The sequence below is a fragment of the Paracoccus pacificus genome, from assembly GCF_042680785.1.
GTDB lineage: Bacteria > Pseudomonadota > Alphaproteobacteria > Rhodobacterales > Rhodobacteraceae > Paracoccus > Paracoccus pacificus.
Genome location: NZ_JBHUEN010000006.1, coordinates 21,238 through 44,604, shown reverse-complemented (window position 1 = coordinate 44,604; position 23,367 = coordinate 21,238). Strand labels below are relative to the sequence as shown.

The window sequence follows — 23,367 nt, the reverse complement described above, 5'->3', positions numbered from 1 at the left end:
ATGATCCGCGGCATTGATCATATCGTCCTGACCGTGCGCGACATCGACGCCGCCTGCGCTTTCTATGCCCGCGTGCTGGGGGTCGAGGTTGTCGCCTTCGCGGGGACGCGGCGCGCCCTGCAGATCGGCGGGCAGAAGATCAACCTGCAGACCCTTGGTCAGGAAACCCGCAACCATGCCGCCATCGGCTGCGGGGACGTCTGTCTTTTGACCGACCAGTCGCCGGAACAGGTGCTTGCGCATCTGGCGGCGCAAGGCGTGCCCGTAACCGAAGGGCCGGTGGCCAAGACCGGCGCGCGCGGGCCCATCACCTCGATCTATTTCAATGACCCGGACGGCAATCTGATCGAGATTGCCCGATACGATCCGCCGCACGGGCCGGCCGCATGAGGATGACATGAGTAAAACGATTCAGTTGATATCGCCCGTCGACGGCAGCGTTTACGTGGAACGGACCGTGCTGACCGAGGCCGAGGCCCGCGACGCCGTGGCACGCGCCCGCGCGGCTCAGCCCGCGTGGGCCGCCCTGCCGTTGGCCGAACGCATCGCGCGTGTCGAGGCCGGCATTGCGGCGCTGAACGGCATGAAGGATGCTGTCGTCAAGGAACTGGCCGACCAGATGGGGCGGCCGGTCCGTTACGGCGGCGAATTCGGCGGCGTGAACGACCGGGCCGGATATATGGCGCGGATCGCCCCCGAGGCATTGGCGCCCACGGTGATCGAGGATGACGACAAGTTCCGCCGCGAGATCCGGCGCGAGCCCGTCGGCGTGGTCTTTGTCATCGCGCCCTGGAACTATCCGTTTCTGACCGCGATCAACGCCGTCGTGCCCGCCCTGATCGCCGGCAATGCGGTGATCCTCAAACACGCCAGCCAGACGCTTTTGGCGGGCGAGCGGTTGGCCGAGGCGATGCAGGCGGGTGGCGTGCCCGCCGATGTGTTCCAGAATGTCGTGCTGGACCACCAGACGACCGAGGCGCTGATCGCCGACCGCAGCTTCGGCTTCGTGAACTTCACCGGCTCGGTCGGCGGCGGGCGGGCGATCGAGCGGGCGGCGGCGGGGACATTCGCCGGCACCGGGTTGGAGCTTGGCGGCAAGGACCCGGGCTATGTCCGTGCCGACGCCGATCTGGACGCGGCGGTCGACGGGCTGATGGATGGTGCGATGTTCAACAGCGGTCAGTGCTGCTGCGGGATCGAGCGGATCTATGTGCACGAAAGCCTGTATGACGCTTTCGTCGAAAAGGCGGCCGCATGGGCGCGGAACCAGCGTCTGGGCAACCCGCATGACCCGGAAACCACCATGGGGCCGATGGCGCATCGCCGGTTCGCCGAACTGGTGCGCGGCCAGATCGCCGATGCCGTGGCGGCGGGCGCCCGGCCGCTGATCGACCCGGCCGAGTTTCCCGCCGATGATGGCGGCGCATATCTGGCGCCGCAGGTGCTGGTCGACGTGAACCACGACATGCGCGTGATGCGCGAGGAATCCTTTGGTCCCGTGGTCGGGATCATGCCGGTCGCTGATGACGACGAGGCGGTGCGGCTGATGAACGACAGCGACTATGGGCTGACCGCCTCGATCTGGACGGCGGATGCCGACGCGGCGGCGGAAATCGGCTCACGGCTGGAAACCGGCACCGTGTTCATGAACCGCTGCGACTATCTTGATCCGGCCTTGTGCTGGACCGGAACCAAGGATACGGGTCGCGGCGCAAGCCTGTCTGCGCTGGGTTATCAGGCGGTGACCCGGCCGAAATCATACCATCTTAAAAAGGTGACGAAATGAGCCCTCGTGCGAACTGGTCTTATCCGAACGCGGTCAAATTCGGCCTTGGCCGGATCAGCGAACTGGCCGCGCTTTGCGCCGACGCGGGCATCACCCGCCCGCTGTTGGTGACCGACAAGGCGCTTGCGGCCCTGCCGATCACCGCCGCCGCACTGGACAACCTGGAGGCTGCCGGGCTGGGGCGGGCGATCTTCTCTGACGTTGATCCCAACCCGAACGACGGCAACATGCGGGCCGGGATCGAGGCTTACCGCGCCGGCAACCATGACGGGGTGATCTGTTTCGGCGGCGGCTCGGCGTTGGATCTGGGCAAGATGATCGCGCTGATGCATGACCAGTCGGTCAGCGTCTGGGATCTTGAGGATATCGGCGACTGGTGGACCCGCGCCGACGCCAGCCGCATCGCCCCGATCATCGCCGTGCCGACCACCGCCGGCACCGGTTCCGAGGTCGGCCGCGCCGGCGTGCTGACCAATTCCGAAACCCACGTCAAGAAGATCATCTTCCACCCCAAGCTGTTGCCCACCGTCACCATTTGCGACCCCGAACTGACCGTCGGCATGCCGAAGTTCATCACCGCCGGGACCGGGATGGATGCCTTCGCGCATTGTCTGGAGGCTTATTCCAGCAACTACTATCACCCGATGAGTCAGGGGATCGCGCTTGAAGGTCTGCGGCTGGTGAATGAAAACCTGCAGCGCGCCTATGAAAATCCCAACGATCTGGATGCCCGGGCCGAGATGATGAGCGCCGCCGCCATGGGGGCCGTCGCCTTCCAAAAGGGCCTTGGCGCGATCCATGCCTTGTCCCACCCGGTCGGCGCGATCTATGGCACCCATCACGGCACCACCAATGCCGTGGTCATGCCGATGGTGCTGGACTTCAACCGCCCGGCGATCGAGGCAAAGATCGCCCGCGCCGCCGACTATCTTGGCATCAAGGGCGGCTTCGACGGTTTCCGCGACCGGGTGATGGAGTTGCGCTCGATCCTGGCCATTCCGAATACGCTGAGCGAAATGGGGGTCGAGGAAGGCCGGCTGGACGAGTTGACCGAGATGGCGTTGCAGGATCCGACCGCCGGCGGCAATCCGGTGGAAATGACCCGCGAAAACACCCGCGCGCTGTATCAGGCCTGCATGTAGGGGTTGCGCTGGGTCCGGGCGGTGTATGATCGCCGCCCGGACCCGTCCCCGATTACTCGCCGCGCGGAAAGCGTTTGCTTTCTTCCAGAACGTTCAGATCCATGTGGTTGCGCATATAGCGTTCGGAGGCGCGCATCAGCGGCTGATAGTCCCAGGGGAAATAGGCGCCGTTCCGCAGCGCCTCATAGACGATCCAGCGCCGCGCCTGCGATTGGCGCACCTCGTCGTCATAAGCCGCCAGATCCCAACGATCCGCCGCCATCGCCCGCATGCGTTCCAGCACCTCGGCATGGGCCGGATCGGGGGCAAGGTTGCGCCGCTCCTCCGGGTCGGTTTCCAGATCGAAAAGCAACTCGGGATCGGCCAAGCAGGCGATATATTTCCAGCGCCCGTCCCGCAATGCGACCAGCGGCGCGATTGAGCCCTCGGCGGCGTATTCCATCGCCACCGGGCCGCGATCCGCACCGCCATCCGCCAGCGATTCACCGTCGGTCCATGGCGCGATATCGTTCATGGCCAGCCCGGCGAGATCGCACAGCGTCGGCAGCACGTCGATGCTGCTGACCGGGCGATCAACCCGGCCCGCCGCCATGCCCGGCGCCGAGATCATCAGGGGCACCCGCGCCGATTGCTCGAAGAAGTTCATCTTGAACCACATGCCGCGTTCGCCCAGCATCTCGCCATGGTCGGACAGGAACAGGATCACCGCCTCTTGCCGGGTTCGTTCCAGCACGTCCAGAATTTCGCCGATCTTGTCGTCTATATAGCTGATATTGGCGAAATACCCCTGCCGCGCGCGGCGGATCTGCGCGTCGGTGATGTCGAAGTTGCGCCAGTCGCAGGCGTCCAGCAGGCGTTGCGAATGCGGATCCATGTCGTCATAGGCGATGGCTTCGGGCGGCTGCAACGCCGGCGCACCTTCATACAGGTCCCAGTATTTGCGCCGCGCCACGAACGGATCATGCGGGTGGGTGAAGCTGACCGTCAGGCACCACGGCCGGTCGTCGGCGCCGCGCGCAAGGTCGTAAAGCTTGCGGCAGGCGTTATAGGCGACCTCGTCATCATATTCATACTGGTTGGTGATCTCGGCCACCCCTGCCCCGGTGACCGACCCGAGGTTGTGATACCACCAGTCGATCCGCTCGCCGGGTTTGCGGTAATCCGGGGTCCAGCCGAAATCGGCGGGATAGATGTCGGTGGTCAGCCGTTCCTCGAACCCGTGCAACTGATCGGGGCCGACGAAATGCATCTTGCCCGACAGGCAGGTCTGCCATCCCGCCCGGCGCAGGTGATGCGCATAGGTCGGGATGTCCGAGGCGAACTCGGCCGCATTGTCATAGACCCGGGTCCGGCGCGGCAATTGCCCCGACATGAAGCTGGCCCGGCCCGGCGCGCAAAGCGGGCTGGCGGTATAGCAATGGGCGAAGCGCGTGGACCGCGCCGCCAACCGCCGCAGGTTCGGCGTGTGCAGAAAATCGGCGGGGCCGTCGGGGAGAAGCACCCCCGAAAGCTGGTCCGCCATCAGGATCAGGATGTTGGGTTTCACCCGGCGATCGCGGCCTTGACCGCATCGGCGCCGGGCTTGCCGTCCAGCGTGGTCACCCCGTCAAGCCACGGATCCACGGTGTCGGGATTCGCCGCCAGCCAATCCTTGGCCGCTTCCTCGCCCGACATGCCGTCATTCAGGATCTTGCCCATCAGCGCGTTTTCCATGTCGACGCTGAATTTCATCTGGGCCAGCAGCTTGGCCGCGTTCGGACAGGCCGCCACCCAGTCCTTGCGGGCTACGGTGTGGACGGTGGCGCCGCCGAAATTGGGGCCGAACTGCTTGTCGCCGCCGGTCAGATAGGTGATCGCGTAGGTGACATTCATCGGATGCGGCGCCCAGGCCAGAAAAACCGTAGGCTTGCCTTCGCCATCGTTGCGGCCGACCTGCGCCAGCATCGCCTGCTCGCCCGACTCCACCAGCTCCCAGTCGCCAAGGCCGAATTCATCGGCGTCGATCATCGCCTGAATCGACTGGTTGGCCGGTGCGCCGGGCTCGATCCCGTAGATCTTGCCGCCGAAGGCGTCCTTTTGGGCGTCCAGATCGGCGAAATCCTTGATGCCCAAATCGGCGGCGGCTTTGGTCACCGCCAGCGTGAACTTTGCGCCCTCGAGGTTCTGGCCAAGGACATCGACTTTGCCCGAGGCATCCAGATCGTCGCGGAATTTTTGCTGGGCCGGCATCCAGTTGCCCAGAAACGCGTCGATCTCGCCGTTTTTCAGCGCCTCATAACCGATCGGGACCGACAGTGTCTGGATCTGGGGCTTGTAGCCAAGCGCGCCCAGAACCGTCGCGGCGACGCCGTTCGTGGCGGTGATGTCGGTCCAGCCCGGATCGGACAGACGCACGGTTTCGCAAGTCGCGGGATCTTGGGCAAGCACGGGGGTCGCCAGAATAATGGCCGTCAGGGCCGCGGGTATCAGTCTCATCGTCTTGCTCCGTTGATAATGATATGGCCCAGTCAATCCGATTTGACAGTATGATGAAAGTCCCGTGCTGTTGACGCGCCCCGGAACCGGGCTAGGCTGTCGGAAAAACGGGCAAAAAGCATGAGCATCAGAATCGTCGGCACTGAAATCGAGCCCAGGCTGGACTGGATCGCCCTGACCGACGCGCTTGCGGCCGGTCACCGGCTGCCGCGGGCCGAAATCGCCGATACCTTGCTGTACCGGGGGCAGGACACGCTTTTGACCCGGTCGGCATGGATCGACGGGCTGGGAATCGCGGTCAAACCGGCCTCGATCTTCCCCGGAAACCCGGGCCGCGATCTGCCGGCGGTGAACGGCGCGGTCAATCTGTTCGATGACCAAAGCGGGCAGTTGCTGGCGCTGATTGATTTTCATCTGGTGACGAAATGGAAGACGGCCGGCGATAGCCTGCTTGCGGCCCGCCATCTGGCGCGTCCCGATGCCAATGACGTGTTGATCGTCGGCGCGGGCAAGGTCGCCGCAAGCATGGTCGCGGCCTATCGCGCGATTCGCCCGGATGCCCGCTTCACCATCTGGAACCGCAGTCCCGATGCCGCACGGCGTCTTGCCGAAGCGGTCGGCGCGGCGGTGGCATCCGATCTGCCGGATGCGGTCGCCGCGGCCGGGATCATCGCCACCACCACGATGTCCCGTGAGCCGCTGATCCGCGGAGAATGGATTTCGCCCGGGACCCATCTGGATCTGATCGGCGCCTACCGCCCCGATATGCGCGAGGTCGACGACACCGCCATCGCGCGCGCCCGTCTTTTCGTCGACAGCCGCGCGACCACGCTGGGCCATATCGGCGAAATACAGGACCCGATCGACCGTGGCGTGATCGGCAAGGATCATGTCCTTGCCGATTTCTATGATCTGGCCGCCGGCGGCTATCGGCGCGACGATGACACCGAAATCACCATTGCCAAGAACGGCGGCGGCGCGCATCTGGACCTGATGACCGCCCGCCATATCCTCGATGTGGCCGGGGCACAGGATTAGGGAACCAGACCGATATGGACAAAGCGCGCCAACAACCCGATTACGCCCGAAAGCTGGGTATGGTGATGATCAGCAACTCTCCGGATGAGATCATCATGGAGATGCCGGTGACCCGCGACCTTGCCAACCGCAACGGGGTTCTGCACGGCGGCGCGATCATGAGCCTTGCCGACAACGCCGGCGGGACCGCGACGTTTCTGAATCTGGAAACGGGGCTGAGCACCACGACCATCGAAAGCAAGACGAATTTCCTGCGCCCGATCCGCATCGGCGACGTGGCGCGCGCGACCTGCATTCCGCTGCACCGGGGCAAGACGCTTCAGGTCTGGCAAAGCACGATCACCCGCGGCGACGGCAAGGTCGCGGCCATCGTCACCCAAAGCCAGTTGGTGCTGGAGTGGAAGGGCGAGGGCAAGGCGGACGGCTGACCGCCCACCTTTGCCGGGCCCGGCCGCCTCAGGCGGCGACCGGCGAAATCCGGATCGGCGCCTCGCGCACCGGAAGGTGGATCAGCGCGCTGAAGGCGCCGATGCCGACGCCGACCCACCAGACCAGCGTGTAATCGCCATAGACATCATACAGCTTTCCGCCCAGCCAAACCCCAAGGAACGACCCGAGCTGATGGGACAGGAATACAAAGCCATACAGCGTCCCCATATAGCGCAGGCCGAAGATATAGGCGACCAGACCCGAGGTCAGCGGCACCGTGGCCAGCCATAACGCCCCCATGCCCAGCGAGAACAGAAGCACCGTCGCCGGCGTGATCGGGGTCAGGATGAAGGCGGCGGCGATGATCGTGCGCAGCGTATAGATTCCGGCCAGCAGGTATTTCTTGGAATAGCGCTTGCCCAGCACGCCCGCGAGGATCGAACCGCCGATATTGGCGGCGCCGATCACCGCGATCGACAGCGCCCCAAGCGCCGAGGTCGTGCTGATCCCGATGCTGGCAAGAATGCCGCCGGGCTGGATTGGCCCGCACATCTCGGTCACCAGTGCCGGAAAATGCGCGGTGATGAAGCCCAGTTGATAGCCGCAGGAAAAGAAACCGGCGAAGATCATCAGATAGCTTGGGTCGCGGAAGGCTCGGCGCAGGACGGTGCCTAGGCTCGCCTCCAGCTCGCCGCGGCTTGCGGGGCGGCTGTCGCCCAGCATCGGAAGGAACAGCATCGTACACAGCGCAAGGCAGGCGAATACCAGAAACACGCCCTGCCAGCTCATCACGCCCAGCAGGATCTCGGCCAGCGGCGCGCCGAATACCTGCCCGGCCGAACCGGCAGCGGTGGCGATACCAAGCGCGAGGCTGCGGTTCTCGTCGCTTGCCGCGCGGCCGACGATGGCCAGAATGACGCCGAAACCGGTGCCCGCGATGCCGAACCCGACCGCGATTTCCCAGAATTGCATGGCCGCGGGGGTCGTCGCGAATGACGACATCGTCAGCCCCAGCGCATAGAGCAGCGCCCCCAGAATGATCGCGATCCGGTCGCCGAGCTTCTCGGCGAGCGCGCCAAAGATCGGCTGCCCGATTCCCCATGCGAGGTTCTGAATGGCGATCGCCAGCGAGAAATCGGTACGCGGCCAGCCGAATTCGCTGCCGATCGGGATCTGAAAGACGCCGAAACTCGCCCGCAGCGAAAAATTAAGCAGCAGGATAAACGAGCCGCCGATCAGGATCGGTGTAAATATCGTTGATCGCGACTGGGTTTGCTGCATGAACATCCTCCATCCACCGGCCAGGCAGTTGCGCAATATTGCGGCGCCGCGTCAATTGCGCATTACTGATGGCGGGATTGCACTGGCCGAATAACGGATCGTCGCAACCATGTGAGGGCGGAATGTACAGCGTCATCGGCACGGCGAAAAGCCGCACCTTCCGGGTGCTCTGGATGCTTGAGGAACTGGGTCAGGATTATGACCATGTCGCGGCCAATCCGCAGACCGAAAGCGTGATCGCCTTCAACCCGGCGGGCAAGGTTCCGGTGCTGATCGACGACGGCACGCCGATCACCGACTCGACCGCGATCATCCAGTATCTCGCCGACCGGCATCAGGCGATGACCCACCCCGCCGGCACGCTTGCCCGCGCCCGGCAGGACAGCCTGACGCAATTCCTGCTGGATGAATTCGACGCGGCGCTGTGGACGGCGACCCGCCACAGCTTCATCCTGCCCGAGGAAATGCGCGTGGCGGCGATCAAGAACACGCTGCGCTGGGAATTTGAACGCAGTCAAAGGGCGCTGGTCCACCGCATGGCCGAGGATGATTTCGCCATGGGCGATCAGATGACCGTGCCGGACATCATTCTGGGCCATTGCCTGACCTGGGCGCTGCTCGCGCGGTTTCCGATCGTCGAGCACCGGCTGACCCGGTATCACGACATGATCCGCAACCGTCCGGCGTTTCAGCGCACCGCAAGGCTCTGAGCCGCCGCCAGCCCTGCGCGGCGTCCGGTGGCAAGACAGGTGGTCAGAAGATAGCCGCCTGTCGGTGCCTCCCAGTCCAGCATCTCGCCGGCCACAAACACCCCCGGCACCGCACGCAGTTCCAGTCCGCGGGTAAGCCCGTCAAGCCGGATACCGCCGGCGCTGGAAATGGCCCGTTCAAGCGCCATCGGCCCGGCATGACGCAGCGGCAGCCGTTTCGCCAGATGCGCAAGGTCCCGGCCGTCGCGCGGCAATGGCCGGCCCCATTCCATCATCAGCGCCGCCCGCACCGGATCGCCCAGCACGCGGCGCAGCCGGTTGCCGACCGAAAGCTTCGCCGGCGCGTGGGAAAATCGCTCGGTCAGGGTATCCTCATCGACGTCGGGCATCAGATCGACCGTCGCCGGCGCCCCGTCCCGCACCGCTGCCGCGATTTCGTAAATGCCGCCGCCCTCGATCCCGGCGGCGGTCACCACCCATTCCCCGCGCGAGATCCTGCCCCCCGCATGAATCGCCACACCTTTCACCGCCGCGCCGAAATGCGCCGCCATCGCCGCCGACCAGTCGACGCGAAACCCCATGTTGGCCGGTTGAAATGGTGTCATGCCTACGCCGCGCGCGGCAAGGAAATCCATCCAGCCACCGTCAGACCCCAGCCGCGGCCAGCTTGCCCCGCCCAGAGCCAGCACCGTGGCGCGCGGGGCGATCGTCGCAGGGCCGCCGGGCGTGTCGAAAACGAACCCGCCGGCCGCATCGAACCCGCGCCACGCCCAGCGGGTCCGAAGCTCGACCCCAAGGCCCGACAGCCGTGCCAGCCATGCCCGCAAGAGCGGGCTCGCCTTCATCCCGACCGGAAAGACCCGCCCGGTCGAGCCGGTAAACAGCGTGATCCCCAATCCGGTGGCCCAGCCCATCGCTTCGGCCGGACCGAACCCGTCCAGCAAATCTTCCTTGGTCAAATATCCCGGGGTCCGGGGCAGCGCCCCGGTCGACAGCCGCGACAGAAACCGATCGTGCGGCTCATCCCGGGTCAGGTTCAGCCCCGATTTCCCCGCCATCAGGAATTTGCGCGCCGGTGTCGGCATCGCTTCGGCCACGACGACCCGGGCGCCTGATCGCCCAAGTGTCTCGGCCGCCATCAGCCCGGCCGGCCCGGCCCCGATCACCAGCGCCTCGACGGTTTCGCTCAACGCCGGTTTCCGCGCGGCATCAGGGTCAGGCGAAACAGCGCGCGCTCCATCACCGCCATGGTCGGTGCCCGGCTGGACGAGCGCAGCGCGAGATCGGTGTCCAGCAGGTGACGCACGGCCTCCTCCAGCCCGCGCATGCCCCAGGATTGGGCCTGCCGCGCCATCTGGTCGCGGCGCGGACCAAAGATCGGCGGTCGCTGCCGCATCAGCCCGGCAACCGCGCCGCCGGGATCCGAGGCCGCGGCGTGAAGCGCCCGAAAATGCCGCAGGGCCGCGATGCACAGCATCACCGGCGCCACCCCCTGCGCCTCGATCCGGCGCATCAGCCGGGGGAAGGCGTCGGCCTTGCCCTCGGCGACAAGGGTGATCAGATCATCGACCTCGGCTTCGATGGTGGCGGGCGCCATAAGGGCGATTTCGTCGGCGGTCAGCGGCGCGCTGTCGCCATGCTTGTAGAGCCCGATCTTTTCGATCGTCTGGCGGAAATCGCCGGGGTCGAGTGCACGCGACAGCGCGGTCAGATCGGCCATCGCCGGGGCCGGAACCTCGCGCAGGCCGGCATCGGCCAGCCAGCGGGCGATCTCGGCCTCGCCGGGGGGATCGTCATAGATCGGCGCGGCGACGGCCGAGGCGTGCCCGTCGAACAGCTTTCGCAGCGCCGAGGCCTTGCCCAAAGCGCCGGCGGTGATCACGATGACGGCGTCGCCGCGCGCCCAGTCCTGCAACGCGGTCGCGACGGCGGGTGCGGCGGTGTCGGGCGCATCCTCGACAAGAACCACGCGCGGACCGGGAAAAAAGCCGACCGCCTTCACCGCGTCCAGAAGCTGCGCGGGATCTTTGCGCAGATCGCCGCCTGCGATCCGGGTCAGCCGCATTTCCTGATCGGCGTTGGGGCCGGTCAGCGCGGCCACGGCCTCGGCCCGTTTCAGCGCCACCCGCATCGCGTCGGCGCCGTAGATCAAAAGCCCCGGCCGCGTCGGATCCGGCTTGGCCAGATAGCGCGCGATCTCGGCGCCCTTGAGATTCATGCGGACGCCGTCACGGTGCGGCGGCCAGAAGCCGGGTGATGACCTGATCGGCCAGCATGACGGCCAGCCGCTGATGGGCGTCACGCTCGGCCGCGGTGGTGGCGATGACCGTGCCGCTGGCCGAGTAACTGGTGAAACTGCTGGCCTGCCCCGAGGTGATCTTACGCCCGGTCGCGATCTCGGTCAGACTGAAATCGACGGTGCCGTTCAGCGCATAGCGGGTGGTGTCCTGATCGGGGGTGATCGCCTGCGGAACCGTGGCGGTGGTGATGCGGTAATCCAGCGCATAGACCGCACCCTGATCCGGCCCCAGCCGTTCGGAAATGCGCCGGACGAACATGAACCCGTCGCCATCGACCGGATCCACCGGCCGCACCTTGCCGAAAAGGCGCGTGCCCCCCCCGCCCGGACCATAGACCGGGGTAAAGCCGCATGCGGCAAGTCCCACAGCGGTGCCCGCGCCAAGGCCGGACAACAGCAATCCGCGCCGCGATACCCGTCTAGACAACGACATTGACGATCCTTCCCGGCACCACGATCAGCTTTTTCGGCGCCCGACCCTCGAGCGCGCGGCTGACGGAATCCTCGGCCAGCACCAGAGACTTGACCTCATCCTCGGCCATGTCCTTGGGCACGGTGATCTCGGCGCGGCGCTTGCCGTTGATCTGGATGGGCAGGGTCACCGTATCATCGACCAGCAAGGCCGGATCGGCCTTCGGCCATGCCGCGTCCACAACCATGCCCCGGCCCCCCGCCAGCGCCCAGACGTCTTCGGCCAGATGCGGCACCATCGGGGCCATCAACTGCGCCATCACCCGCAGGACGGCGCGGCGCCCCTCGCCCCCCGCCTTGGATTTGCCGATGGCGTTGGCGAGTTCGTAAATCTTGGCCACGGCCTTGTTGAAGGCGAAGCCTTCGATGGATTTCGTCACATCGGCGATGGCGCGGTGGGCCGCGCGGGTCAGGTCCGGATCATCGCCGCCATCCGCAGGCGCCTCATCGGCCAGACGCCAGACCCGGGACAGGAATTTGTTCGCGGCCTCGGCCCCGGCGGCGGTCCATTCCACGTCGCGTTCGGGCGGGCTGTCGGACAGCATGAACCAGCGCGCGGTGTCGGCGCCGAAATTCGCCACGATATTCACCGGATCGACCACATTCTTCTTGGATTTCGACATCTTGGCCGAGGGAATCACCTCGACCGGGGTGCCGTCGGCCAGCTTGCCGTCATTGACATCCTCGGGCAGGTGATAGACCGGGCGGCCGCGATCGTCGCGGGTCATGTAGATTTCATGCGTGACCATGCCTTGGGTGAAAAGCGCATCGAATGGCTCGATGGCCGAGGCCGGCAGGTGTCCGGTCTTCTCCATCGCGCGGGCGAAGAAGCGCGAATAAAGCAGATGCAGAATCGCATGCTCGATTCCGCCGATATACTGGTCGACGTTCATCCAGTAATCGGCGTCCGCGCGCACCGTGGGCGTGGCCGCGTGTGGATTGGTGAAGCGCGCGTAATACCACGACGAATCGACGAACGTGTCCATCGTGTCGGTTTCCCGCGTCGCCGGGCCACCGCAGACCGGACAGCTGGTCTGGCGCCAGGTCGGATGCCGGTCCAGCGGATTGCCGGGCACGTCGAAGGTCACATCCAGCGGCAGCAGAACGGGCAGGTTTTCCTTGGCTTCCGGCACCGTGCCATGAACCTCGCAATGCACGACCGGGATCGGGCAGCCCCAATAGCGCTGGCGCGAGATGCCCCAGTCGCGCAGGCGGAATTTCGTGACGCCCTCGCCCCAGCCCTGCTGTTCGGCCGCCGCGATGGCGGTGGCCACGCCCTCGTCGCCGGTCTGGTCGGGCTGACCCGCGAAGCCGCGCACATAGGTGACGGTTTCGGACTTCATCGGGACGTAAGGGGCCTTGGCGACAAGCGCGTCGGCCTGCGCCAGATCCATGCCCGGCTCGCCGAAGGCAGCGCGGATCGGCAGGCCGTATTTCAGCGCGAATTCATGGTCGCGCTCATCATGGGCGGGGCTTCCGAAAATCGCGCCGGTGCCATAGTCCATCAGCACGAAATTGGCGATCCAGATCGGCAAATCCCAAGCCTGATCAAGCGGATGCCTGACCTTCAGCCCGGTATCGAAACCCATCTTGGGCGCGGTCTCGATCGCTTCCTCGGTGGTGCCGATGCGGCGGCACTCCTCGACAAAACCGGCGATTTCGGGGTTGGTTTCGGCCAACGTCCTGACCATCGGGTGATCGGGCGACAGCGCCAGAAACGACGCCCCCATCAGCGTGTCGGGGCGGGTCGTATAGACCTCGATCCGGTCGAACCCTTCGGGCGCACCGACGGTGTCAAAGCGGAATTGCAGCCCGCGCGACTTGCCGATCCAGTTATGCTGCATCAGCCGGACCTTTTCCGGCCAGCCGTCCAGACTGTCCAAGGCGGACAGCAATTCCTCGGAATAATCACTGATGCGGAAGAACCACTGGGTCAGTTCCTTGCGCTCGACCTCGGCGCCCGAGCGCCAGCCCTTGCCGTCGATCACCTGTTCATTCGCCAAGACGGTCATGTCGACCGGATCCCAGTTCACCTGTGCCGATTTGCGGGTGATCAGCCCGGCGGCCAGCATGTCCAGAAACAGGGCCTGCTGCTGGGCGACATAGTCATCATCGCAGGTGGCGAATTCGCGCGACCAGTCGATCGACAGGCCCAGCGGCTTCAGTTGCCCCCGCATGGTGGCGATATTGGCATAGGTCCAGTTGCGCGGATGGCCGCCCTGCTCCATCGCCGCATTTTCGGCCGGCATGCCGAACGCGTCCCAGCCCATCGGATGCAGCACGCTGAACCCTTGCGCGCGTTTGAACCGGGCCACCACGTCGCCCATGGTATAGTTGCGCACATGCCCCATGTGGATGCGGCCCGAGGGATAGGGAAACATCTCCAGCACGTAATATTTCGGGCGTTCGTCACGCACCGCGGTAAAGCTGCCAGCATCGGCCCACGCCTGTTGCCAGCGCGGTTCGCTTTGTGCGGGATCATACGGCATAACGGTTCCTTCGGGAGATCTTGCGTCCCGCCGGGTTTACCCGTCCGCCTTGGTGGCGTCCAGCGCGGCCGTTACAGGTTGCGGTCACGCACGCGCAACTGGCGGGCGCGGGTAAGGATCGCGTCCTCGACGGCACGGACCGTGTCGGGCGCCACGGCGCTGCCGCCCGGACCTTGCAACGACACCTTCAGCGCGCGTGCGTCCAGCGCCGGATCGCTGACCTTGATCGTGGCGCGATAGGGGCGCCCGCCGCCCGGCGGGGTGCCATAGCCGGTCACGATGATGCCGGTGAAGGGATCGACGGACTGCTTCGGCAGGAAGTCCAGAATCTCAAGGCTGGCGTTCCACAGGTAACGGTTCACGGCGACGGTTTCGTTCGGATCGCCCGAGTTCGAGAACAGATCCCACACCGTCGATTCGCGCTGACGTCCTTCGCTTCCCCGGTCAAGGGGGTTGCGTTCGCTGGTGCGGTCAGAGCCGACGGGGCCGGTGATGCCGCAAGCCGCCAGTGCCAGAACGGCCGTCAGCGGCACGATTATGCGCGTTGCGCGTCGGATCATCTGAAGTCCCCCGGTTCATTACCCGCGGGCGCGCGCGCCCGTTCATTACGATTGAACGGATCAATAGCGCGGAAACCGTCCGTGCGACAAGGCAGAAGCTGCGGGCTTATTATAAGCGGTGGCAGAGACCGGCGTGGCCATTCCGCCGCACTGTGACATGAGTGCACCACAATCGAGCGATTCCCGACGCAGGCGGCTGATTCCGTTGCATTGTCCGGATGAAAGCGCGAAAACCCCCTCATACCCAACCACAGCTTTGGATGGGGCAGTCAGAGAGACATGAGGGAAAACATGAAAAAGGTTCTTTTTGCGAGCACCGCGCTCGTCATGATGACCGCAGGGGTCGCTTCGGCCGAGGTCGCGCTGAGCGGTGACGGCCGTATGGGTATCGTCTATGACGGTAACGACGCCCAGTTCTCGAGCCGTATCCGTGCGCGCTTCACCATGACCGGCGAATCGGATGCCGGCCTGTCGTTCGGTGGTACCTTCCGCGTCGACCAGGAAAACTACAGCTCGAACAGCTTCCGTTCGGCCGCTCGTGGTACCGCTGGCGCCGTCTGGATCTCGGGCACCTACGGCAAGCTGTCGATGGGTGACACCGTTTCGGCTTCGGAAGCTGCTGTCGGCGACCTGTACGACATCGGTTACACCGAAGGCTCCTTCGCTGGTGACTACGAAGAAATCTCGTACCTGACCGGCGACGGCGAAAACCTCAATCAGGGTCCGAACATCCTGTACGAGTACAGCTATAACAACTTCAAGTTCTACGCTTCGGCCTCGGACGGTTCGGACAACCTGGTTTGCGGCGTCGGCGCCGTGACCGGTTCGGACGCAGTTTGCAACGTGCCCGGCGATGACGACAAGTCGGACACCGCATGGTCGCTGGCCGCCGCCTATGACGCCGGCAACTACAACGTCGGTCTGGGCTATGCCCGTCATGGCGACGCCAAAGAAATCGTTCTGGGTGGTGAAGCTACCTTCAACCAGTTCAGCGTCAAAGCTGTCATCGCGGACTACAAAGACCGCGGCTGGGCCCCTGGCTACGACTTCGACAAGACCTACGGCATCTCGGCCAAATACGCGGCTAACGCTCTGACCGTGAAAGCCAACTGGCGCCGCGACGAAGTCAACTCGCTGATCGCCGGTGTTGATGACGAGAGCTTCGACTCCTACGGGATCGGCGCTGACTACGACCTGGGTGGCGGCGCCACCGTGGCCGGCGGCATCTCCAAATCCGATTACATCGACGACACCGTCGCCGACTTCGGTATCAAATTCAAATTCTGATCTCCGGATCGGTGAATTTGCGGAAAGAGCGGGCCTTGCGCCCGCTCTTTTCATTTTCCAGGATTGTTCCATGGCTATCGACGACATCATCGCCCGCATGCGCGCCGCCGAACGTGCGGCGGACCGACCGGCGGGATCGGTCAAGCTGATCGCGGTCAGCAAGGTCCAGCCCCCGGCGCGGGTCGAGGCCGTGCTGGATCAGGGCTATCGCATATTCGGGGAAAATTACGTGCAGGAAGCGCAGGGCAAATGGCCCCTCTGGCGCGACAGATTCGACGGGGTCGAACTACACATGATCGGCCCGCTGCAAAGCAACAAGGCCAAGCCGGCGATCGAGCTGTTCGACGCGATCCACACGCTCGACCGACCCTCGCTGGCGCAAAAACTGGCGCGGCAGATCCAGTCGTCGGGAAAGGCGCCGCAGCTTTTCGTGCAGATCAACACCGGATCCGAGGCGCAGAAAGCCGGTGTGCTGCCGGCTGAGGCCGACGCCTTCATCGCCGATTGCCGCGCCATGGATCTGCCGCTGGCGGGTCTGATGTGCATCCCCCCCGAATCCGAGGATCCCGCCCCCCATTTCGACTTGCTGCGCCAGATCGCGCAGCGCAACGGGCTGAGCGGCCTGTCGATGGGGATGAGTGCCGATTTCGAAACCGCGATCGCCCATGGCGCGACGCATATCCGCGTCGGATCGGCGATTTTCGGGCAGCGCAGCTATACCTGATCTTTTGTGGCACCGCTCCTGCGGGACGGAAACCGGTGGCCAAGGGCGGGGATGATCAGCCGCGCCCCCCGCACCACCCTGGGCGCCAGCCACAGAAGATCCGTCCGGCCCATGGCGATGCATCCCGCTGTCGCAAAGCCGGGCCGGCGCCACTGATGCAGGAAAATCGCCGAACCGGCGCCGGGTCGGGCCTGCGGCCAGTTCCAATCCGTTGTCAGGATGACGTCATACAGCGGATCGGCGCGGCGCAGCTTTTCGTGGCTGGGCGCGAAGGGCTGGCGGACATGGCGATTATAGGCCGCGTCCTGCGGATCATCGCACCACAGATCACCCGGTCGAATCGGCTGCGACCATGACCGGGCGCGCTTACCCGGTCGGGGCGATGGAACATTCCGGTGATGCGATGGGTACCGATCGGGGTGGCGCCATCGCCTTCGCGTTTCGATGCGGATAATCCGCCCCGCCCGACCGTGACCGGGATGATCCGGCCCTGAAAGCGCAGGCCGAGCGGGGTCAGAACCAGATCGCCGTCGCTCACAGCAGATGACCGGATTTCTCGGCCTTGATGTCCAGATAACCGGTGTTGAACCGATTGCGCGGGGTGATCAACGGCACGCGTTCGGTCACGCCGATCCCGTGGTTTTCCAGCATCTGCACCTTGCGCGGGTTGTTGGTCAGTAGCCTGACCTGACCGAACCCGAGCCGGCGCAGCAGGGCTGCGCCGATGCGAAAATCACGCTCATCATCCTCAAAGCCCAGACGATGGTTCGCCTCGACGGTGTCATAACCCTGATCCTGCAGTGAATAGGCCCGCATCTTGTTGGCAAGGCCGATGCCGCGACCTTCCTGGTTCAGGTACAACAATACGCCCGCGCCGTTCTCGCCCATCATCCGCAGCGCCTCGTGCAGTTGCGGGCCGCAATCGCATTTCAGGCTGCCCAGCACGTCGCCGGTGAAACAGGCCGAATGCAGACGCGCCAGCACCGGCTTGTCCCGCGCTGGTTGGCCGATCTCGACCGCGTAATGCTCGGCCTCGCCGTCGTCGGGGCGATAGATGTGCAGCCGCGACTGCCCGGCCAGCGCCAGCGGCACCCGCGCGGCCGCGACCTCGGCCATGGCGGTTTCGGCGGCAAGGCTGGCGATGGCGGGCAGGGCGTCGAACCGGGTCAGCCCGGGCAGATCCTGCGTCGTCGGGACAACCAGAACCGCCGGCAGAAGATGCGCCGATTTGGCCAGCGCGATGCCGGCGCGCTCGATGTCGGTGGCGCCGCCGCGCATGGCGAACAGCGGCCCCTTCATCGGGTTCGCCAGATCGCCGGCAGGGTCGGCCAGCCCGCGCAACCAGTCCGCCCCCTGATCCGGCGGCAGCGGCAGCCGCGCCAGATCGCCGTCATAGACCCGCGCCTTCAGCGTTTCGGCCCGCCGGGCGGTCAGGGCGACATGCGGCGCCCCTTGGGCGCGAAGCTCGGCCAGCCGGGCCGGTGACAGGGTCTCAATGGCCGCGACCAGTGCGGTCTGTTCGCCGTCGCGGATCACCACCGGCAGACCCACGCGCAGATCGGCCCGGGCCCGGGCCAATGTTTCGGAAAGGGTGGGGATCAGGGGCAAAGGCTCACCAGTTTTGAAACAAACTGAAACATAAGGGCGTCCTGCGACAACTCCATGTGAGAATTATTTCGATCCGGGTCAAGTCGCTTGCCGGTTCCGCTCCACGGGCTCAACTGTGACGCAAATGTTGATGAAGGAGGCCGAGATGGCTGGACTTAAGAAAATCCTGCTGGTCGATGACGAGGACGACCTGCGCGAAGCACTGGCCGAACAACTGGTCGCCACCGAGGATTTCGACGTGTTCGAGGCCGGCAACGGCGCCGAGGCCGTCGACCGCGCCAAATCGCAACTGTTCGATCTGGTGGTGCTGGATGTCGGCCTGCCCGACACCGACGGGCGCGAGCTGTGCAAGCGGCTGCGCAAGCAGGGCGTGAAATGCCCCATCGTCATGCTGACCGGTCATGACACCGACGCGGACACCATTCTGGGTCTGGACAGCGGTGCGAATGACTACATCACCAAGCCGTTCAAGTTCCCGGTTCTGCTGGCGCGCCTGCGCGCCCAGTTGCGCACGCATGAGCAGTCCGAGGACGCGATCTTCCAGCTTGGCCCCTATACGTTCAAGCCCGCCATGAAGATGCTGATCGACGCCAAGGAACGCAAAATCCGTCTGACGGAAAAGGAAACCAACATCCTGAAGTTCCTGTATCGGGCGACCGACGGCGTGGTGCCGCGCGATGTGCTGCTGCACGAGGTCTGGGGGTATAACGCCGGCGTCACCACCCACACGCTGGAGACCCATATCTATCGCCTGCGTCAGAAGATCGAGCCCGATCCCTCGAACGCGCGGCTTCTGGTGACGGAAAGCGGCGGATATCGGCTGGTCGCGTAAAAATTGTGGCGCGACTCGGGAACTCGCCACAATATGGATGAGTTGCACCGGTGATCCACGTGATACCCAGTGATCGGGGATGCGATCACACCCTCCCTGTCTCGACTGGCCCCGGCATTGTCCGGGGCCTTTTTCTTGGCCGAACCCCTGCTGTGGCAAGCGGGCAACAAGTCGGCCTTTGAAAGGGCGCGCCGGAACCGTGGTTCCGGCCGGACGTTTTGATTTCGAAGCCCAGTGGTCGGCGGATGCGGCCACATTTCAAATTGACCCCGGTCGGCAGGATCGGGGTCAATTGCGTTGCGCGGAACGGCTGGAAGGCGGCGCTAATAGGGCATCGGCCAGGCGCGGTGAACAAGGTTGATCTCGGCCACTTCCTCCGCGCTCAGCCGCTTTTCGATCCCGGCAAGGTTATGGGCAAGCTGGTCGTCGCTGGTCGCGCCGATGATCGGGATGACCGGGAAGGGCCGGGCCAGACCCCACGCATTGGCCATGTGGATCAGGTCCCAGCCCAGCCGGTTCGCCAGATCCTGATAGGCCGCGACCGCGCCGAATGCGCGGTCGGTCTTGCGCCCACCCAGATGCCCAGCACCGCCGTTCGCAATATCGACCGCCACGCGGCTGCCCGGCGGCACCGCCCCATTCTGGTATTTGCCGGTCAACAGGCCGGCAGCGAGGGGTGAATAGGATAACAGCGTCACCCCCTCGGCAATCGCCATCTCGGCCATGTCGGTATCGTAATGCCGGTTCAGAAGCGAATATTCGTTCTGTACGCTGGCCACGCGCGGGCCGCCCAGACGGGCGGCGGTGTCGATCCAGCGAATGGTTCCCCAGGCGGAATCGTTCGACAGGCCAAAGGCGCGGATCTTGCCGGCGTCGACCGCCTTTTGCAGCGCGCCGATCATATCGGCCATCTCGGCCAGCGTCTTGCCCGGATCAATCCGCGACGGATCATATCCCCAGTTCTGCCGAAAGGCGTAAGAGCCGCGCGAGGGCCAATGCAGCTGATACAGGTCGATGACATCGACCCCCAGCCGCGACAGCGAAACGTCGATCTGTGTCCCGACATTGCCGCCGTCATAACCCTGGCCGTTCCGGACCTGCATGTTGCCGGGGCCGGCGATCTTGGTCGCGATCTGCACCTTTGCCCGGTTGCCGCGCGCCGCCAGCCACGCGCCGATCATCCGTTCGCTGTTGCCGACGGTTTCCTTGCGGACCGGGTTGACCGGGTACATCTCGGCCGTGTCCAGAAAACTGATGCCGGCGTCCAGCGCCCGGTCCATCTGCGCAAAGGCGTCCTTCTGCCCGGTCTGGTTGCCGAAGGTCATGGTGCCAAGGCAGACCGCGCTGACCCTGATGCCGCTTCGGCCCAGTTCGACCTGATCCATCCGATAATCCTCAAACAAGTGCGGTGCCTGCGCAAAGAACCAATACCGCGCGGTGAATGCCAGTCCGAAATGCACGATCCGGCGGCCAGATGGACAAAACCGGGCCTTGGTTCTAGGGTCGCGGGCGGTTTTGCAGGCAGATGAGGCAGCGCGTGTTCACGATCGCCACATGGAACATCAACTCGGTCCGGTTGCGATCCGGGCTGGTCACGCGGCTGATGAGCGAAGAGGCGCCCGACATCCTGTGCCTTCAGGAATGCAAGTCCCCCGTCGATCTGATTCCGGCCGAGCTGTTCCATGCGCTTGGCTATCACTGGATGGTTGCCCGGGGGCAAAAGGGTTATAACGGCGTCGCCATCATCTCGAAACTGCCGATCACCGACGCCGGCGACCGCGACTATGCGGGCCTAGGCCATGCGCGCCATGTCGCGGCCCGGCTGGAAAACGGGGTGACGGTGCATAATTTCTATGTGCCGGCGGGGGCGGATATTCCAGACCGCGATCTGAACCCGAAATTCGGCCAGAAGCTTGATTTCCTGACCGAGATGCGGGACGCCTTTCACGCCGATGCGCCCAGCCGCGCGATTCTGGTGGGCGACCTGAACATCGCCCCGCGCGAAGATGACGTCTGGAACCACAAGGCATTGCTGAAGGTCGTCAGCCACACCCCGATCGAGGTCGAACATCTGGCCGCGGCGCAGGACGCCGGCCGATGGGTGGACGTGACCCGGCGCGATATTCCCGATGGCCGGTTGTACTCGTGGTGGAGCTATCGCGCGCGGGATTGGGACGCGGCGGACAAGGGCCGGCGGCTGGATCACATCTGGGCCTCGCCCGATATCGCCTCGGCCGCGCATGGCAGCCGCATCCTACGCCCGGTGCGCGGCTGGGAACAGCCCAGCGACCACGTCCCGGTGCTGGCGCGTTTCGATCTATGACCCTGAAACTGACCCGCCGCGCCTTGCTGTTCGGATCGGGTGTCGCGGTCGGCGCTTATGGCGCCAGCCGGCTGATGCCGTGGCGTGACACGGCGGCGGGTGTGGCGCTGAGCGCGCCTACGCCCGATGGATGGCTGAACGACGCCTCGCTGCTATCGGCCACGCCCATCGCCAAGCACATCGTGATCGCCGAGAAGCGCAGCGACAAGATGATTGCCGAATTGCGCGCCCTGCTGGCCGAGGCGCGCGGGTCCGGCCAGCCGCTTTGTCTGTCGGCTGCCCGCCACTCGATGGGCGGCCAGTCCATTCCGCGCGAGGGAATCGCGCTGACCTGGGACTCCGCCGGAATCGAGATCGACACCGAAAATCAGCTTTACCGCTGCGAGTCGGGCGCGCGCTGGTCGCAGATCATCGCGGCACTGGACCCGGTCGGGCTGTCGCCCAAGGTCATGCAGTCGAACAACGACTTCGGCATCGGCGCCACCTTCAGCGTGAACGCGCATGGCTGGCCGGTGCCGCATGGGCCAATGGGCTCGACCGTGCGGCAGATCGAGATGATGCTGCCGGACGGTGAACTGATCACCGCCTCGCGTCAGGAAAATCCCGATCTGTTCGGCATGGCCATGGGCGGCTATGGGCTGGTCGGGCTGATCCTGTCGATGCAGGTCGAGGCCGCGCCGAATCTGCGCATGGCGCCGGAGTTCCGGAAAGTGCCGGGCGTCAGCTTGGCCGAAGCCTTTGCCGGGGCGCTGGCCGATCCACAGGTCGGCATGGCCTATGGCAGGCTGTCGGTGGGGCGCGGCGATTTCCTGCGCGACGGGCTGATGATCGCCTATCGCCCCGACGCCGACCAGACCGATCTGCCCCCGGCCGAGGGCTCGGGCGCGGTGGCCCGGATCGGGGCGCATATCTATCGCTGGCAATTGCTGCGCGAGCCGGCCAAAGCGGTCCGCTGGTGGCTCGAGGCCGATCTGAACCCCCGGCTGGCCGGCAGCGCGACCCGCAACAGCCTGATGAACGAGCCGGTGATCACGCTGGACGACGGTGATCCGACCCGCACCGACATCCTGCACGAATATTTCGTTCCGGCCGACCGCTGGGGCGACTTCGTGGCGCTTTGCGGCGCGGTCATTCCCCCCAGCTATCAAGAGATGCTGAACGTCACCATCCGCCATGTCGACACCGACCCCGACAGCTGGCTGGCCTATGCGCCGGCGCCGCGACTGGCTGCGGTCATGTCGTTTTCACAGGAAATGTCGGCGCGGGCCGAGGCGGACATGGCCCGGATCACCCGTGAGATGATCGACGGCATGATCGCCATCGGCGGCAGCTATTACCTGCCGTACCGTCCCCATGCCACGATCCCGCAATTCACCGGCGCCTATCGCCGCGCCGCCGAATTCGCCGAACGCAAACGTCAGCTTGACCCGGGCCTGACGCTGCGCAACGCTTTGTGGGACAGGTATCTGTCGATGGTCTGACACAGAAGGGGACCGGCATGACCACGCAACAGAAAGTCGCGATGCTTTATGCGCTGTTGCTGCTGGGCGCGGCCGCGCTGAACTATCTGCCGGGGCTGACCGATGATCAGGGCCGCGTGTTCGGCATTTTCGCTCTGGACATCTTCGACGATCTTCTGCACCTCGCGTCGGCGCTCTGGGCGTTTTTCGCGGCCCTTATCGGCGGCCGGGCGGCGCGGCAGTTCCTGCTGATCTTCGGAGGGCTTTATCTGGCCGACGGGTTGCTGGGGCTGGCGACCGGCTCGGGCTTTCTTGATCTCGGCATCTTCAACTATGGCGTGCTGGACCAGCCGTTCAAATTCAAGGTTCTGGCCAGCGGGCCGCATATCCTGCTGGGCGGCTTCGCGCTTTCGATGGGGCTGCGCCGTTGGTGATATGGCGCTGGCTGCGGCG

At 65.1% G+C, this 23,367-nt stretch carries 22 protein-coding genes and 1 pseudogene; 12 read left to right on the top strand and 11 right to left on the bottom strand.

What is annotated here, in order from left to right; all coding sequences use genetic code 11:
* The 3 genes from ACFSCT_RS01830 to ACFSCT_RS01820 are packed head-to-tail and all read left to right on the top strand — an operon-like array spanning position 1 to position 2,928.
* Positions 1 to 390 (top strand): VOC family protein, encoded by a 390-nt coding sequence (locus ACFSCT_RS01830; protein ID WP_379139650.1) that lies wholly within the window; start codon positions 1 to 3, stop codon positions 388 to 390.
* A gap of 7 nt (positions 391 to 397) precedes the next feature.
* The gene (locus ACFSCT_RS01825; RefSeq protein ID WP_379139649.1) at positions 398 to 1,786 is read left to right on the top strand and encodes an aldehyde dehydrogenase family protein; all 1,389 of its coding nucleotides are present in this window, start codon (positions 398 to 400) and stop codon (positions 1,784 to 1,786) included.
* Positions 1,783 to 2,928, top strand: a complete 1,146-nt coding sequence (locus tag ACFSCT_RS01820; protein ID WP_379139647.1) for an iron-containing alcohol dehydrogenase — start codon at positions 1,783 to 1,785, stop codon at positions 2,926 to 2,928. The genes ACFSCT_RS01825 and ACFSCT_RS01820 overlap by 4 nt, the downstream gene beginning before the upstream one ends.
* 52 nt (positions 2,929 to 2,980) lie before the next feature.
* Here the strand turns inward: ACFSCT_RS01820 and betC are convergent, their stop codons facing one another.
* Both betC and choX read right to left on the bottom strand, forming a co-directional pair.
* Entirely contained in the window at positions 2,981 to 4,474 is a 1,494-nt protein-coding gene (gene betC / locus ACFSCT_RS01815) for a choline-sulfatase (RefSeq protein WP_379139645.1), read from the bottom strand.
* Positions 4,471 to 5,403 carry a choline ABC transporter substrate-binding protein gene (gene choX / locus ACFSCT_RS01810; protein WP_379139644.1) on the bottom strand — a complete coding sequence of 311 codons (933 nt, stop codon included), beginning with the start codon at positions 5,401 to 5,403 and terminating at the stop codon, positions 4,471 to 4,473. The genes betC and choX overlap by 4 nt, the downstream gene beginning before the upstream one ends.
* Positions 5,404 to 5,523: 120 nt before the next feature.
* On the opposite strand from choX, the gene ACFSCT_RS01805 reads away from it, so the two are divergent.
* Positions 5,524 to 6,441 (top strand): ornithine cyclodeaminase family protein, encoded by a 918-nt coding sequence (locus tag ACFSCT_RS01805; protein ID WP_379139642.1) that lies wholly within the window; start codon positions 5,524 to 5,526, stop codon positions 6,439 to 6,441.
* A 14-nt stretch (positions 6,442 to 6,455) separates the two neighbouring features.
* Positions 6,456 to 6,869, top strand: a complete 414-nt coding sequence (locus tag ACFSCT_RS01800) for a PaaI family thioesterase (protein WP_379139640.1) — start codon at positions 6,456 to 6,458, stop codon at positions 6,867 to 6,869.
* 28 nt (positions 6,870 to 6,897) lie between these two features.
* Here ACFSCT_RS01800 and ACFSCT_RS01795 read toward each other — a convergent pair whose 3' ends face one another.
* Positions 6,898 to 8,151, bottom strand: coding sequence for an MFS transporter (locus tag ACFSCT_RS01795; RefSeq protein ID WP_379139638.1), 1,254 nt, complete (start codon positions 8,149 to 8,151; stop codon positions 6,898 to 6,900).
* A gap of 122 nt (positions 8,152 to 8,273) precedes the next feature.
* On the opposite strand from ACFSCT_RS01795, the gene ACFSCT_RS01790 reads away from it, so the two are divergent.
* Positions 8,274 to 8,861 (top strand): glutathione S-transferase family protein, encoded by a 588-nt coding sequence (locus tag ACFSCT_RS01790; protein ID WP_379139637.1) that lies wholly within the window; start codon positions 8,274 to 8,276, stop codon positions 8,859 to 8,861.
* Here ACFSCT_RS01790 and ACFSCT_RS01785 read toward each other — a convergent pair.
* The 5 genes from ACFSCT_RS01785 to ACFSCT_RS01765 all read right to left on the bottom strand — a co-directional run bounded on the left by ACFSCT_RS01785 (position 8,840) and on the right by ACFSCT_RS01765 (position 14,680).
* The gene (locus tag ACFSCT_RS01785) at positions 8,840 to 10,051 is read right to left on the bottom strand and encodes a TIGR03862 family flavoprotein (RefSeq protein ID WP_379139635.1); all 1,212 of its coding nucleotides are present in this window, start codon (positions 10,049 to 10,051) and stop codon (positions 8,840 to 8,842) included. The genes ACFSCT_RS01790 and ACFSCT_RS01785 overlap by 22 nt on opposite strands.
* Positions 10,048 to 11,079 carry a DNA polymerase III subunit delta gene (gene holA / locus ACFSCT_RS01780; RefSeq protein ID WP_379139633.1) on the bottom strand — a complete coding sequence of 344 codons (1,032 nt, stop codon included), beginning with the start codon at positions 11,077 to 11,079 and terminating at the stop codon, positions 10,048 to 10,050. The genes ACFSCT_RS01785 and holA overlap by 4 nt, the downstream gene beginning before the upstream one ends.
* Positions 11,080 to 11,089: 10 nt before the next feature.
* Positions 11,090 to 11,593: an LPS assembly lipoprotein LptE gene (gene lptE / locus ACFSCT_RS01775; RefSeq protein ID WP_379139631.1), complete on the bottom strand. Its 504-nt coding sequence runs from the start codon at positions 11,591 to 11,593 to the stop codon at positions 11,090 to 11,092.
* Positions 11,580 to 14,120, bottom strand: a complete 2,541-nt coding sequence (gene leuS, locus ACFSCT_RS01770) for a leucine--tRNA ligase (RefSeq protein WP_379139629.1) — start codon at positions 14,118 to 14,120, stop codon at positions 11,580 to 11,582. Before leuS ends, lptE begins: the two co-directional genes overlap by 14 nt.
* A 71-nt stretch (positions 14,121 to 14,191) precedes the next feature.
* Positions 14,192 to 14,680: a DUF3576 domain-containing protein gene (locus ACFSCT_RS01765; protein WP_379139627.1), complete on the bottom strand. Its 489-nt coding sequence runs from the start codon at positions 14,678 to 14,680 to the stop codon at positions 14,192 to 14,194.
* Positions 14,681 to 14,971: 291 nt separating this feature from the next.
* Between ACFSCT_RS01765 and ACFSCT_RS01760 the strand changes: the two genes are divergently transcribed.
* Positions 14,972 to 15,967, top strand: a complete 996-nt coding sequence (locus tag ACFSCT_RS01760; RefSeq protein ID WP_379139626.1) for a porin — start codon at positions 14,972 to 14,974, stop codon at positions 15,965 to 15,967.
* Between the two features lie 70 nt (positions 15,968 to 16,037).
* The gene (locus ACFSCT_RS01755; protein WP_379139624.1) at positions 16,038 to 16,691 is read left to right on the top strand and encodes a YggS family pyridoxal phosphate-dependent enzyme; all 654 of its coding nucleotides are present in this window, start codon (positions 16,038 to 16,040) and stop codon (positions 16,689 to 16,691) included.
* Here the strand turns inward: ACFSCT_RS01755 and ACFSCT_RS01750 are convergent.
* Positions 16,682 to 17,229 (bottom strand): annotated as a pseudogene (locus ACFSCT_RS01750) (L,D-transpeptidase family protein). The gene ACFSCT_RS01755 and the pseudogene ACFSCT_RS01750 sit on opposite strands and share 10 nt — an antisense overlap.
* Positions 17,226 to 18,299, bottom strand: coding sequence for a GTP cyclohydrolase II (gene ribA, locus ACFSCT_RS01745; protein ID WP_379139622.1), 1,074 nt, complete (start codon positions 18,297 to 18,299; stop codon positions 17,226 to 17,228). The pseudogene ACFSCT_RS01750 and the gene ribA overlap by 4 nt, the downstream one beginning before the upstream one ends.
* Positions 18,300 to 18,444: 145 nt before the next feature.
* Here ribA and ACFSCT_RS01740 point away from each other — a divergent pair, with 145 nt between their 5' ends.
* Positions 18,445 to 19,131: a response regulator transcription factor gene (locus ACFSCT_RS01740; protein WP_379139621.1), complete on the top strand. Its 687-nt coding sequence runs from the start codon at positions 18,445 to 18,447 to the stop codon at positions 19,129 to 19,131.
* A 323-nt stretch (positions 19,132 to 19,454) separates the two neighbouring features.
* Here ACFSCT_RS01740 and ACFSCT_RS01735 read toward each other — a convergent pair whose 3' ends face one another.
* On the bottom strand, positions 19,455 to 20,516 hold the full coding sequence (locus tag ACFSCT_RS01735; RefSeq protein WP_379139619.1) for an aldo/keto reductase: 1,062 nt from the start codon (positions 20,514 to 20,516) through the stop codon (positions 19,455 to 19,457).
* Between the two features lie 152 nt (positions 20,517 to 20,668).
* On the opposite strand from ACFSCT_RS01735, the gene ACFSCT_RS01730 reads away from it, so the two are divergent.
* From ACFSCT_RS01730 to ACFSCT_RS01720, 3 genes are read left to right on the top strand one after another with little or no spacing between them, the layout of a single operon-like run.
* The gene (locus ACFSCT_RS01730) at positions 20,669 to 21,454 is read left to right on the top strand and encodes an exodeoxyribonuclease III (protein WP_379139617.1); all 786 of its coding nucleotides are present in this window, start codon (positions 20,669 to 20,671) and stop codon (positions 21,452 to 21,454) included.
* Positions 21,451 to 22,935 (top strand): FAD-binding oxidoreductase, encoded by a 1,485-nt coding sequence (locus ACFSCT_RS01725; protein ID WP_379139615.1) that lies wholly within the window; start codon positions 21,451 to 21,453, stop codon positions 22,933 to 22,935. Before ACFSCT_RS01730 ends, ACFSCT_RS01725 begins: the two co-directional genes overlap by 4 nt.
* 17 nt (positions 22,936 to 22,952) lie before the next feature.
* Entirely contained in the window at positions 22,953 to 23,348 is a 396-nt protein-coding gene (locus ACFSCT_RS01720) for a hypothetical protein (protein ID WP_379139614.1), read from the top strand.
* The last annotated feature ends 19 nt before the right edge of the window (positions 23,349 to 23,367 follow it).